13 protein-coding genes are annotated in these 12,338 nt (G+C 47.6%); 2 read left to right on the top strand and 11 right to left on the bottom strand.

The genetic code is table 11. The annotated features are described in order from the left end of the window. Position 1: 1 nt before the first annotated feature. The 4 genes from MKX97_RS02235 to MKX97_RS02220 all read right to left on the bottom strand — a co-directional run bounded on the left by MKX97_RS02235 (position 2) and on the right by MKX97_RS02220 (position 5,652). Positions 2-1,477 carry an aldehyde dehydrogenase family protein gene (locus MKX97_RS02235; protein ID WP_078817436.1) on the bottom strand — a complete coding sequence of 492 codons (1,476 nt, stop codon included), beginning with the start codon at positions 1,475-1,477 and terminating at the stop codon, positions 2-4. A 233-nt stretch (positions 1,478-1,710) separates the two neighbouring features. After that, complete coding sequence (locus MKX97_RS02230) at positions 1,711-2,046, bottom strand: hypothetical protein (protein WP_342536846.1); 336 nt, start codon at positions 2,044-2,046, stop codon at positions 1,711-1,713. Between the two features lie 173 nt (positions 2,047-2,219). Further along, positions 2,220-4,070 (bottom strand): hypothetical protein, encoded by a 1,851-nt coding sequence (locus MKX97_RS02225; RefSeq protein WP_342536845.1) that lies wholly within the window; start codon positions 4,068-4,070, stop codon positions 2,220-2,222. A 79-nt stretch (positions 4,071-4,149) separates the two neighbouring features. Further along, the gene (locus tag MKX97_RS02220) at positions 4,150-5,652 is read right to left on the bottom strand and encodes an MDR family MFS transporter (protein WP_078817440.1); all 1,503 of its coding nucleotides are present in this window, start codon (positions 5,650-5,652) and stop codon (positions 4,150-4,152) included. Between the two features lie 175 nt (positions 5,653-5,827). On the opposite strand from MKX97_RS02220, the gene MKX97_RS02215 reads away from it, so the two are divergent. Next, positions 5,828-6,712, top strand: a complete 885-nt coding sequence (locus tag MKX97_RS02215; protein ID WP_342536844.1) for a TetR/AcrR family transcriptional regulator — start codon at positions 5,828-5,830, stop codon at positions 6,710-6,712. A gap of 50 nt (positions 6,713-6,762) precedes the next feature. On the opposite strand, the gene MKX97_RS02210 is transcribed toward MKX97_RS02215, so the two are convergent. From MKX97_RS02210 to glp, 7 genes are read right to left on the bottom strand one after another with little or no spacing between them, the layout of a single operon-like run. Further along, the gene (locus MKX97_RS02210; RefSeq protein WP_342536843.1) at positions 6,763-7,725 is read right to left on the bottom strand and encodes a D-glycerate dehydrogenase; all 963 of its coding nucleotides are present in this window, start codon (positions 7,723-7,725) and stop codon (positions 6,763-6,765) included. Positions 7,726-7,738: 13 nt separating this feature from the next. Continuing rightward, positions 7,739-8,758 (bottom strand): GTP 3',8-cyclase MoaA, encoded by a 1,020-nt coding sequence (moaA, locus tag MKX97_RS02205; protein WP_342536842.1) that lies wholly within the window; start codon positions 8,756-8,758, stop codon positions 7,739-7,741. Further along, on the bottom strand, positions 8,755-9,357 hold the full coding sequence (locus MKX97_RS02200) for a molybdenum cofactor guanylyltransferase (RefSeq protein ID WP_342536841.1): 603 nt from the start codon (positions 9,355-9,357) through the stop codon (positions 8,755-8,757). The genes moaA and MKX97_RS02200 overlap by 4 nt, the downstream gene beginning before the upstream one ends. Then, complete coding sequence (moaD, locus tag MKX97_RS02195) at positions 9,324-9,557, bottom strand: molybdopterin converting factor subunit 1 (RefSeq protein ID WP_078817445.1); 234 nt, start codon at positions 9,555-9,557, stop codon at positions 9,324-9,326. Before moaD ends, MKX97_RS02200 begins: the two co-directional genes overlap by 34 nt. 2 nt (positions 9,558-9,559) lie before the next feature. Further along, complete coding sequence (locus MKX97_RS02190; RefSeq protein WP_340758128.1) at positions 9,560-10,000, bottom strand: molybdenum cofactor biosynthesis protein MoaE; 441 nt, start codon at positions 9,998-10,000, stop codon at positions 9,560-9,562. Continuing rightward, positions 9,987-10,481, bottom strand: coding sequence for a molybdopterin-guanine dinucleotide biosynthesis protein B (gene mobB / locus MKX97_RS02185; RefSeq protein WP_342536840.1), 495 nt, complete (start codon positions 10,479-10,481; stop codon positions 9,987-9,989). Before mobB ends, MKX97_RS02190 begins: the two co-directional genes overlap by 14 nt. Then, entirely contained in the window at positions 10,469-11,725 is a 1,257-nt protein-coding gene (gene glp, locus MKX97_RS02180; RefSeq protein WP_342536838.1) for a gephyrin-like molybdotransferase Glp, read from the bottom strand. Before glp ends, mobB begins: the two co-directional genes overlap by 13 nt. Before the next feature lie 60 nt (positions 11,726-11,785). Between glp and moaC the strand changes: the two genes are divergently transcribed. Further along, positions 11,786-12,277, top strand: a complete 492-nt coding sequence (gene moaC / locus MKX97_RS02175; protein ID WP_221837857.1) for a cyclic pyranopterin monophosphate synthase MoaC — start codon at positions 11,786-11,788, stop codon at positions 12,275-12,277. Positions 12,278-12,338 lie beyond the last annotated feature (61 nt).

Here is a 12,338-nt window from a genome sequence, read left to right as displayed (position 1 = left end):
TTCATTCCGTGTCGATTTGAGCACGCTGCAGCTTGCCGCTGTAGTCGATGTAAATACTCTTCCACTCCGTAAAGACGTCAAGCGCCGCTACGCCTGAATCACGATGGCCGTTTCCTGTCCCTTTCGTCCCGCCGAACGGCAAATGAATCTCCGCGCCTGTCGTTCCTGCGTTAATGTAAACAATTCCCGTATCTAGATCTCGTTGTGCTTGAAACACTTTATTGACGTCCTGAGAGAAAATTGAGCTTGATAATCCGTACGCAACGCTATTATTCACTTCAATTGCTTCATCCAAGCTACTGACTGCGATAAGAGAGACGACCGGACCGAAAATCTCTTCTTGTGCCAAAAGGCTATCCCACGCAACATCTGAAAATAACGTCGGTTCGAAATAATGTCCTTTGGCATATTCGCCTTCATTTAAAACTTTTCCGCCCGCCACTAATTTTGCACCTTCCTGCTTGCCGATTTCGATGTAACTCTCGATTTTCTCCAGCGCTTTCACATTGATGACTGGGCCGACCTTCACCGATTCATCCAGTCCATCTCCCATTGTCAACCCCTGCATGCTTTCAGCGAGGCGTTGCTGCAGTTCTTCTTTGACGTCTTCATGTACGATGACACGGCTGCATGCAGTACAGCGCTGGCCTGCTGTTCCGAATGCACTCCATAAAATCCCTTCGACAGCCAGATCCAGATCCGCATCATCCATGACAATGACCGCATTCTTGCCGCCCATTTCCAATGAAACCTTCTTCAGATGGCGGCCGCCGAGTTCCGCGACATGACGACCGGTTTCCGTTGAACCCGTGAAGGAAATAACCCGCACATCAGGATGTTCGATCATCGCCGTTCCGACATCAGCTCCGGATCCGAAAACGATATTCGCTACACCATGCGGCAAACCGACTTCTTGAAAAATCAATGCCATCTCATATGCCATCAAAGGCGTCTCGGTTGCAGGCTTCCAAATGAATGCATTGCCGGCGACGATTGCCGGAAAGGACTTCCATGTGGCGATGGCGATCGGGAAATTCCAAGGCGTGATTAATCCGACTACGCCGATCGGTGCGCGGACGCTCATGGCGAATTTATCCTGCAGTTCGGACGGGACTGTTTCCCCGAAGAGTCTGCGTCCCTCGCCTGCCATATAATAGGCCATGTCGATTCCTTCTTGGACTTCGCCACGCGCTTCCTCGATCACTTTGCCCATTTCTTTTGTCAGCACTTGTGCGAGATGTTCTTTTTTCTCTTTCATGATTCGGCCGATTTCATAGAGGTAGTCTGCACGTTTCGGTGCCGGGACGAGCGCCCATTTCTTTTGTGCTTCCTTAGCAGCCGCTACGGCTTTTTCCACGTCTCGCGCTGAGGATAACGGGACTTGTGCGAGTTCTTCTCCGTTTGCTGGGTTCAGTACAGCGGTGTAGTTAGCGGCTTCCTTTTGCCACACACCGTCCACATAGTTTGTCAGTTTCATTCGTCTTGCTCCTTTCTAATTTGCGTGATTTTCGTTATTGTCCTTATATAGAATTGTTCGACAATATACTATCCTATTCCTTTAATGTGTAGGGTATTCCGAGCTTTTGTCCTCTTAATAATCTGGGTTGACATGTTGTTTTCTGTTCCAAATCCTTGCTTGGGATAGCTTGGGTGTAGTCATTGAACTCACTTCGGCGCTGGCGGCTTCGTTTAATGAGCGCGGCCAATAGGCTATCTTTCTTTGCAAAAGCTAGTTCGGATTACTATATAAGATAGTAGCTTGGGCATCGAATCAAGAAATAGAGTGACGTCACTGAACTCACTTCGGCGCTGGCGGATGGCTCCCGCAATGAGCCAGTCAGGAAGATCGCCTGTCTGTCTCATCGCTCCGCCTACCGCTTGTAAGGCGACTTCGTTTAGCGAGTGGAAGCAAAGGAGCTCATTCCCTACGCAAGCTAGCTTTGACAGAAAATGCATATTAGATATTTCTACTTTAAACACCACATCGATTACGTTGATCACACCAGCGTAGCCACAACTGCGGGGTCGGCCGTTGCCATGAGACAACTAGCGCGCTCTTTGCTAGTTGGCTTATGGCGTAAGGCAATCCCCCAGCGGCGAAGCGGTGTCAATGTACAAACCCTGTACCTAGCTCGGACACTTTAAAAAGTCGAGCAACGAAACAAAAAAAGCCGCTACAGCAAGTCCGATGAATGACTTGCCGTAGCGGCTAAATTTACTTACATCAAGTACCAAATATATTGTGCTTCATCCGGAGTACCGGGTTTTAGATCGGCGCTTCTTGGATAGTTTATTTTATCAGCTGACGTATGGATCAGCGCACCTACGTATGGGTTGGCTTGTTCGGCACGCTTGAATAGTTCTGCACTCTGTTCCGAATTCCCTTGAGATTTTTCCATCTCGATCAGCCACGCCAGATATAGATAAGCTGCGTCGCCTTCGGAAATTTCCGCAGCCGCTTTCAGGACTTGTTCGGCTTGTCCAATTTCATGTTGATAAATTAAGGATGAAATTGCGAGATAGCGTACACCTTGGTGATCGTAGAGATCAAGTGTCAGTATGCGTAAAAACAGTTCGCTCGACTCCATGTAACGTTCTCTATCATAAAGCCAGACACCGTAGCTCAGTAAAGCACGCAAGTATGGACGGTTCGTCGCGAATGCCCAGGCGTCTTCGGCACGGTCATCAAATTGCTTTTCGCCAGAGAAAACGGCTTGCTTCAAGAATTTCTCCTGCTCTTCATTGGAATCGGTCATTTGAGCTTGCAGCAATAATCCATCGACGTTCGTCGGGTCAGCACCATATGCTTGCTGCGCGAAATCGTAGCGCTGTTCCGCAGTCTCTGCGGCGTATGCCATATAGCAGAGCATCTGTGCTTCCTGCTGACGATTTTCCGGTTCGAACGGGTGCTGGATCGCTTCTTGGATATGGGCTTGCGCTTCTTCCATCGTAGCGAATTCATGCTTTGTGGACAGCATATGTACATGCCAATTCGTCTGCTCAATCGGGCGTGGATCGATGCCGACATAATAAGTCGCCGAAGTATTGCCTTCCTGCATCATCGTTTCCAATTCACCGATTTTCTCCAGCAAGACATCCGTATGTTTTCTAAATGAAGAGACAGAAACACCAAACAATTTTCCTACTTCTGCCTGCGTATACGTTTTTGCCATCATGCTTACCTCTATTGCGAGCTGAAATGCCGCCGCTGCAAGCACTTCAGGCTTACGGAATTTCGGTTGTTTTTCCGTAAAGTAATAGGCCATCAATGAAAGCAGCATCTCATAGGCGCCTGGATGTAATTCCTCATTCTCGAGCTTCGCATCCAGTACCTCGATCACTTCACGCTGCAACGGTGTGAAATTCTGCTCAACTACTTCCATCATTGTCTGTGCATCCAACTGACAGACGACTTCGTAAATATCTATAAGATAGTTTTTGAAGAAATCAAAGCTGTTTTTTTCATCGCTGACCTCTGCAAGCTTCTGCACTTTCGTTATTAATTCTTCACTCATATGCTTATTGACCGCAATCGCAGAAATTGGCATGACCCAGCGTTCGTCATTGCGCCATTCTTCCAGCACGATCGCCAACACAGCCCGCACATCTTCCGGCTCTCCCGGTTCTCTTGCCAATAAATATTCACCGTCTCCAAGAATCTCTTTCATTCGGTAGACATGTTCGTCGGACGAAGTCACTTCAGCAAAAGTAATGAAGGCGTTTTGCCAACTTTTCAGTATAGTGCGCACTGCTTTGTTCTGCGTCCGATTCAGTGCCTTCACGATATGACGGCGCCAGAGGTCTTTTCGGACGATGAAGAAATAATAATCACTGACGTTCGTCACCAACTCTTTTTCTTCCATCCACTCACCAAGGTGCTGGCCCCATTTCGCTAACAGGCCTTCCAGCTCTTGAACTTCTGCAGGTGACAAGGAAGTTTCATAGTAGTTGTTCAGAACAGTCTTCAATTCTTCTTGAATTTGATTCTTGCCCGGCCCATCGGTTCTGCCGCAGCAGTCCTGTACGATCTTTTCACTTCCGCACGGGCATTTCTCTTTATTTCCTATCACATCGAACACAACCTTTTCTTTTTACTATAACATAAAAAAAAGAAGCCCCGCATGCCCACGACATGCGAAACCCCTTCTTTTACTTCTTAAATTCTTCGACAGCATCTGCAGAAGGTTCAAATTTTGGCGGAACCACTCGTTTAATGAAAAGCGCCAATATTAAGGCCCCAAGCGTAATGAGGGTAGAGATGAAGAAGGCATGATTGACGCCGTCAAGCATCGCAGTTCGTTCAATCTCCCCTTTCATTGCTGAGATGTCAACACCGGAAGCCATCAATTCTTTCGCCTGATTGGTAGCCGACTGCTCCAAGCGATTAGTCATGATAGTCAGCAACAATGCTGAACCGATAGCACCCGATACTTGCTGCAATGTATTGTTCATCGCTGTTCCGTGCGGATTGGATTTCATTGGCAATGAATTCATACCGTTCGTCATAATTGGCATCATGACCATCGACATGCCGAACATCCGGATCGTGTATAACATCATCAAATAGTAATATCCAGTATCAAGCTGCAGACGACTCAGGAAATAGGTCGTGACGACAGATATGGTTAAACCGGTATACGCAAGTGCACGCGGTCCATATTTATCAAACAGCTTTCCTGTAACCGGCGACATGAGCCCCATAACCACCGCGCCCGGCAACATGAGCAACCCCGCATGGAATGGAGAGATTTCCCGGACTTTCTGCACATAAAGAGGCGTCAGAATCATCCCGGAGAACATCGCAATTGATAGAACGATGGAAACTGCGGATGCCAAGGCAAACATCGGATGCTTATAAATACGGAAATCCAACATCGGCTCTTCCATTTTCAGTTGCTTCACAACGAAAATGATAAGGGCGATGGTTCCAATTGCGATCGTACCGTATACTTCAAGTGCTCCCCAGCCCTTATCGGCTGCAGAACTGAAGCCGTATAACAGACCCCCAAAACCGATACTTGAAAGCAAGAGTGACAAGAAGTCTAATTTGACATCACTATTCGGCGTAATGTTTTTCAATTTGAACACCGCAAGGACGATCGTCAAAATTGCGAACGGCAAGACAATTTCAAACAGTGTCCGCCATGAGTAGTTCTCCACAATCCATCCGGACAGCGTCGGCCCTATCGCTGGAGCCGTGAACATAACCAAACCAAACATGCCGAGTGCAGCTCCCCTTTTCTCGATCGGGAACGCTGTCAACATCACATTCATCAGTAAAGGCATCATCAAAGCAGATCCCGATGCCTGCACCATACGTGCCACGATCAGTAAGCCGAACGTAGGCGCGACGATTGCCAGAAAGGTCCCTAACGTAAAGAGTATCATCGCTGTGAGGAAGATTTTTTTATTCGTGAATTTCTGTATAAAAAACGCACTGGCTGGAATCATGATCCCATTGACCAGCATATAACCCGTCGTCAACCACTGTACATCGGATGGACGCACCGAAAATTCATCCATGATGACAGGCAGAGCAATATTGAGCAATGTATTGTTCAATACGGCGACAAAAGCACCAATGAACAGTATGGCAATAACCCCATATGGAGGTTTTTCATGCATTTTTTTAATATCTAATGATTCTTCCATAGTATCCTCCTAAACTTCATAAAAATTATATCAAGGATTCATTTTATACCGATAGTCCATTTATTTCAACTAAAAAAATTGAAAGTCTAAAAAAGTTGATAACAAAGGGTTTATTGTTTACTATACTAGTTGTACCCAAAGTATAATTCAAGTTAAAAGACATAGGTGATTAAGAGTGAATGATCGAAAAAAACATGTACTGCAAACTGCTAAACAACTGTTTACAGAGAAAGGTTTTCAATCTACATCCATTCAAGACATATTGGATGAAGCCTCTATTTCAAAAGGGACTTTCTATAACTATTTCTCTTCAAAAAATGAATGTTTGATGGCTATTTTGAGAGATGCGTACCACCTATCCTATTTACGGAGGAATGAACTCGCCATCGGGAAAGACTTGACCAATCCCCAGCTTTTATCCGATCAGATCCAAATTCGCCTGATGATGAATCGGGAGCAGAATTTGCTTCCTTTATTTGAAACGATTGTCCATTCGCCTGATGATGAACTGCGGCAGTTCGTCAAACAGATGCACTTCAGGGAATTGGCTTGGATTGCCAAGCGTTTGGTGAATATATATGGAGAAGAAGTGAAGCCTTATTCGTACGATTGTGCTTCTTTATTTTTTGGCTGCGTGCAACATTCGCTGCATATCTGGAAAGGTTCAACGACTGAACACCTAGATACGAAACAGCTAGTGGATTATGTCATGCAACGCATGGAAGCCATCGTTCCAGATGTCGTTAAAAAGAATGCGCATTTTTTGCCGCAAGATCTAGTGGAGAGGATTCTGGCGCATGCGGAATTTCATCCGATGACGCAAGAAGTGCTCGTCGGGGAACTGCGGGATTTCATCGGACAACTGCCCGCCGACGAAAATACCGGAAAGCTCTATGCACAGTTTCTTTTTGAAGAAATGACGAGTGAATCCCCCCGGATGTATTTGCTAGAATCGGTCGTACGCTCTTTCCGCCAGGCCTATGAAGGCACCGACCTGCAACATCGTACAATTGAGCTATCCGCTGCGATATGGTTGTTTATTGATAAAACGGATGGATAAAAAGCGCGGATAATCCTAATGGATTATCCGCGCTTCTTCATGTAGTTAACTTAAGTTACTCGATTGTTCGGTTCTTCGCCTTTGGCCCATGCCTGCAGTGCTTGTTCATTGAGTTTCATCATAGCCAAACGTGTTTGGACAGTCGCACTTCCGATATGCGGCAGCACCGTCACATTCGGAAGCGTCAGCAATGGATGATCTAGGGGAACAGGTTCCGTCTCGAAGACATCCAATCCGGCTGCATGGATTTTTTTCGTATGCAACGCTTGGAACAATGCCTCTTCATCGACGATCCCGCCACGTGCGACGTTGATCAGAATCGCTGTCTCTTTCATTTGAGCCAGTTCTTTTGCTCCAATCAACCCTTTTGTCTCCTCGCTGTACGGCACTAAGATGAGCACGAAATCAGATTGTGCAAGCAACTCGGGAAGCTCGGCGTACTGACAGCCGTACATTTCTTCCGTCTCCTGTTTCCTGCTGCGGTTATGGTACAGCACCTTCATATCAAAACCTTTCGCACGGCGCATGACTGCTTCACCGATCCGTCCCATGCCGATGATGCCAAGCGTCGAACCGTAGATATCCAAACCTGTAAAACCAAGCGGCTCCCATGATGTCCATCTGCCTTCACGCAATGCATTTTCCGCCCCGATCAGATCGCGAGCGGTTGCCATCAATAAAGCAAATGCCAAATCCGCAGTTGTTTCCGTCAGAACATCCGGTGTATTCGTCACGATAATACCTCGCGCTTTAGCCGCTTCCACGTCAATATTATTGTAGCCGACTGCCATGTTCACAATGATTTTTAGATGTGAAGCAGTCTCCAGCACTTCTTCATTAATTTGATCGGAAATAACCGTCCATAACGCATTTGCGGTCGCGATTTTTTGCAACAGCACATCGCGTGGCACCGCCTCACTCGTGGATTGCCACATCTCCACTTCGTATAACTCACGAAGCGGTGCGAGGAGTTCTTCCGGCATTTCACGACAAATATACAATGTAGGTTTCATAGAAATCGCTCCTTCAGCCACCGATATAGTTCATATCAATTTTCTTGCGGTTCTTCACGGTCTGCTCTGATCGTTCGTCCGAATATCGATCAGTTCTCTTTCTCCAAACCGCTGCAATTTCATCTAGCAACTCCTCATCCGTCTTGCCTGAGCGAATCAACTTTCGAATGTCAAAGCCTTCGGATGCGAATAAACATGTATACAACTTACCTTCTGAAGACAGGCGCGAGCGCGTACAAGTTGAACAAAATGATTCCGAAACCGACGTGATGAAGCCGACTTCCGCTCCTGTATCCGTGTAGCGATAGCGTTTTGCCACCTCGCCGTAATACTCTTCTTCCGCAGGCTCCATGTCATAAACCGCGGCAAGCATCTCATAAATTTCCTTTTTAGTGACCACCTTATCGAAACTCCAGCCATTGTCATTGCCGACATCCATGAACTCGATATAACGTAACGTGATCCCCATATTCTTGAAATACGTAGCCATCGGGAGAATTTGGCTTTCATTGACTCCCTTTTGGACGACCATATTTACTTTGATCGTAAAGCCGATATCTTGTGCCTTTTTAATATTTTTGAGAATGAGATCCGGTGAAATACCACGGCCATTGATCTGACCAAACAGTTCTGCGTCGAGGGCATCCAAGCTAATGTTCAAGCGCCGCAAGCCTACATCGTATAGGGGCTGCGCATACTGCCCGAGCAATACCGCATTCGTCGTCAACCCGATGTCTTCAATTCCTTTGATGTCATGCAGCTTTCGGATCAATTCAGGTAAATTACGGCGCATCAAAGGTTCACCGCCGGTCAGCCGGAGTTTTTTTACGCCCAGCTCAGCAAAGATCCTTGCCAGACGTTCCAACTCTTCAAATGACAGCAACTCATCCTTCGCTAAAAACAGAAAATCGTCACCGAAGATTTCTTTCGGCATGCAATACGTACAGCGGAAATTACAGCGATCCGTCACTGAAATCCGCAAATCCCTGATTGGTCTTCCGAGCTGATCTACGATGGCATCCATCTTCCTCATCTCCTTTCTATTTCACATGGCGTATTAACATTTTTAAACACGAGTTCTGGTGAATCCGTCAGCGAACTTCCTTCAATCCATCGCCCGTTAAGCTGCGCCTGTACATGCATAACGCGACGGTTATCCTCTATTAACGCCCGACGGATCATCGGTTTCGCAGAGGCTTGCCAAATCGAAACAAGCGGATGGCGTTTCCCTTCTACCGTCACTGCCGAAACGCCTCCAGAATGCTCGTCCACTAAACGCGCGATAACGCTTTGTTGTATGAACGGCATATCACACGGCAAAACAATATAATGATCGGCTTCGACTGCTTCCATGCCAGACAATATTCCCGCCAACGGTCCCATCCCAGAAAATTGTACGAGATCGGTTGTGACGCAAAGATCTTTCGGAAATTTATCGACAAACTCAGTACGCGTAGCGACAATAATTTCTTCACAAAAAGGGTTCAATGCCTGTAATGAATAGTGATAAAATGGAGCCCCTTTATATTCCGCAAATGCCTTTGGGGAACCGAATCGGCGTGACTGTCCGCCTGCCAATAAAATCCCGGCCGTCCGCTTCATCCACCACTCACTGGCGGAATGAATGCACACACATCGCCCGCTTGAATCACGTCTTCTTTCCGGGCATATTCTTCATTTACCGCCACATGAATCGTGTCTTTTCCAAAACCTGGATACGTCGTTTCCGCCCAATCCAATAATTCTTCCACTGTCAAAGGAGCACGATCCAATGATTCCTCTCCTTTACCCGTCAACTCTCGCAGCCTTGCAAAGTAATGAACTGTAATCATTGTTACCTGCTCCCTTTCTCTGGATATTTCTTTTGTGCACCGATCCACTCTTCGCCATCTTCCCAGATTTCCTTCTTCCAAATGGGCACAACTTCCTTGATTCGCTCGATCGCGTATTCATTCGCTTCATACGCAGCTTTTCTATGAGGTGATGAAACTGCGATCACGACGGCAATATCCGATATTTTCAGTTCGCCAATCCGATGCGCCATCGCCACTCGAACGCCCGGCCACTTCTCTTCCATCTCCGCACCGATTTCCGCGAGTTTCTTTTCCGCCATCGGAATATATGCTTCATACGCGAGATATAATGTACGAACGCCATGCGTCCATTCGCGCACATGCCCTGTGAAGACAGTCACTGCGCCAGCTGCCGGATGCAAGACGAACTCGCTGTATTTCTGCGGATCGATTGGTGTATCCACTAGTTCAAATTGTTTCATCTGTCATCGCCTCCTGAACCCATTCTTGCAGCCAGTTATCCAGTGCCATCTTGTCTGCGAAGATTTCCTCTGTGTTCACTACTTTGATGATTCCAGAGAGTGATTTCAACTCCGCCCAATCTTTTTCATGACGAATGAGCACCACTTTATCTCCGGCTTCCTTCTTATAGCCTTCTATCAGCAAAACATCCGGTTCCGCGGAAGCTGCCAGTGCCTTAAGCTCTTGAAATAAATGTTCTTTCTGTTGAATCAATTGTATCATACCCCCACCCGCCACTACGGTCGAGATGGCTCCTGCTTTCAGAAATTGTACCGTATCGGTATGATTGGGAGGCAGCTCAGGCGCGCCGCCGTGTCCATGATGCTTCAATATGGCGACCTTCATCCCAAGACGCTGAAGCACGGTAATCCAATGGGAGACCAACGTCGTTTTGCCGCTGTTCTTGTAGCCTACGACATGCAGTGTTTTCACAGTTCCCATCGCTCCACACCCTGCTCCGCTCCGAGTAAGAGCACGTCCACGGTCATTCCTTTTTCGAAGCCGCGTGTTCCGCTCGGCAAGACGATGATACAGTTGCCTCGTGCAATGGAAGACACCGCGCTTGATTTATTGAAACCAGCAGGTGTTGCGACAATCCCCTCAGATGTCATGCTCCAAGATGCCCGGACAAAACGAGTGAAAGGATTCGCTTTCTTGAAATCATCTCCGAGTTTCGCTTGGATCTGCGGCATAAACGGTGCAACGCAACCCATCATTGAAAGGATGGCGGGACGTGTAAACAATTCGAATCCTGTAAAGCATGCGGACGGATTACCCGAAAGCCCAAACAGCAACTTTTCACCAAGCACCGCCACTGTCGTCACACTTCCCGGGCGCATAGCCACTTTATTGAATAGCACTTCCGCTCCAAGCCGCTCGTATATCGCCGGCAAATAATCATAATCCCCGACCGATACTCCGCCTGTCGTAATAAGGAAATCCATCTCCTGAAGCGCGCGCTCAACAATCTCCGTACACGCATCCAAGTCATCTTCCATCATGCCGTATGATTTCGACTCGACACCCATTCGCGTCAATTGTGCACGGATCATCGGACCATTGGAATTCCGGATCTTCCCCGGCACCAACTCATCCGCTACGTCGAGCAACTCCGTCCCAGTCGACAACACGCCGGCAATCGGCCGCTTCGCAACACGCACTTGTGAATATCCAAACGTCGCAAGCAGTGCAATCGTTCCGGGATGAATGACTGTCCCCGCTTCGATCAATCGCTCACCTTTCTTTGCGTCTTCCCCTTGTCGTGAAATATTCTCACCCGCTTCAAACGGCTTTCGCAGCGTGAAGCCCTTTTCATTTTCCACCGTCTGCTCGAGCATAACGACCGCGTCCGCCTGTTCCGGAATCAGTGCTCCTGTCATGATGCGGTAGGATTCCCCTTCTTCAATCGACCGGTCCGCCACATGACCCGCTCCGATTTCACCAATTACTTGAAACGATTTGCGAGCATCTCCTGAAGCACCTGCTGAATCCGCCGCGCGAATAGCAAAGCCGTCATACGGTGAACGATCAAAAGGAGGGACATCATGCTTCGCGATGATCGGTTCCGCGAGCACTCTGCCGTATGTATCTTCTAAAAGAAGCATTTCTGTTCCCAACTTATGCACATGTGACATGACGCGTTCCACAGCTTCTGCCACTTGAATAGGTTTTCGAATTTCTACCACTTACATCTCCTCTTTCTTTTGATATACTAACAAGTACAATGAAATGAAAGGATGTTCAACATGTCCGAACTCACTCACTTTAATGAACAAGGTCGCGCCAAGATGGTTGACGTATCAGGCAAGGAAATCACTTTGCGCACCGCCATTGCGACTTCTTCGATCATCGTCAACGAGTCAATCCATGAACAGATCACCCACGGCACGAATAAAAAAGGTGATGTCTTCGCGGTCGCTCAAGTGGCCGCGATCATGGCCGCTAAAAATACGGCAACGATCATTCCGATGTGCCATCCATTGCCGTTAACCGGCGTCGACGTCCGATTTGATTGGGAAATTGACGAGGAAAACGCCCATTACGAAGTCCATATCCAAGCCGAAGTCAAAACGAAAGGTGTAACCGGCGTTGAAATGGAAGCTTTGACCGCCGCTTCCGCCGCCGCCCTCACCATTTACGATATGTGCAAAGCTGCCGGCAAAGAGATGGTCATCGGACCGACCATGCTGCAAAACAAAACTGGCGGCAAAAACGGAGACTACCAACGCGCAGACTGAACGTCGCGCGTTTTTTTATTGGCTGGGTTATGGAGCGGAAAATCTGTCAGCCCGCGATCAT

This window comes from Sporosarcina sp. FSL K6-3508 (assembly GCF_038615825.1).
Classification (GTDB): domain Bacteria; phylum Bacillota; class Bacilli; order Bacillales_A; family Planococcaceae; genus Sporosarcina; species Sporosarcina newyorkensis.
The sequence above is the reverse complement of the archived record's forward strand: the minus strand, read 5'-3'. Positions and strand labels throughout refer to the sequence as shown.

Coding starts and splice junctions, on each gene's coding strand:
- moaC (WP_221837857.1), top strand. CDS start 11,786: ATGTCCGAACTCACTCACTTTAATGAACAAGGTCGCGCCAAGATGGTT.
- MKX97_RS02210 (WP_342536843.1), bottom strand. CDS start 7,725: ATGAAACCTACATTGTATATTTGTCGTGAAATGCCGGAAGAACTCCTC.
- MKX97_RS02235 (WP_078817436.1), bottom strand. CDS start 1,477: ATGAAACTGACAAACTATGTGGACGGTGTGTGGCAAAAGGAAGCCGCT.
- moaD (WP_078817445.1), bottom strand. CDS start 9,557: ATGATTACAGTTCATTACTTTGCAAGGCTGCGAGAGTTGACGGGTAAA.
- MKX97_RS02190 (WP_340758128.1), bottom strand. CDS start 10,000: ATGAAACAATTTGAACTAGTGGATACACCAATCGATCCGCAGAAATAC.
- MKX97_RS02220 (WP_078817440.1), bottom strand. CDS start 5,652: ATGGAAGAATCATTAGATATTAAAAAAATGCATGAAAAACCTCCATAT.
- mobB (WP_342536840.1), bottom strand. CDS start 10,481: ATGGGAACTGTGAAAACACTGCATGTCGTAGGCTACAAGAACAGCGGC.
- moaA (WP_342536842.1), bottom strand. CDS start 8,758: ATGAGGAAGATGGATGCCATCGTAGATCAGCTCGGAAGACCAATCAGG.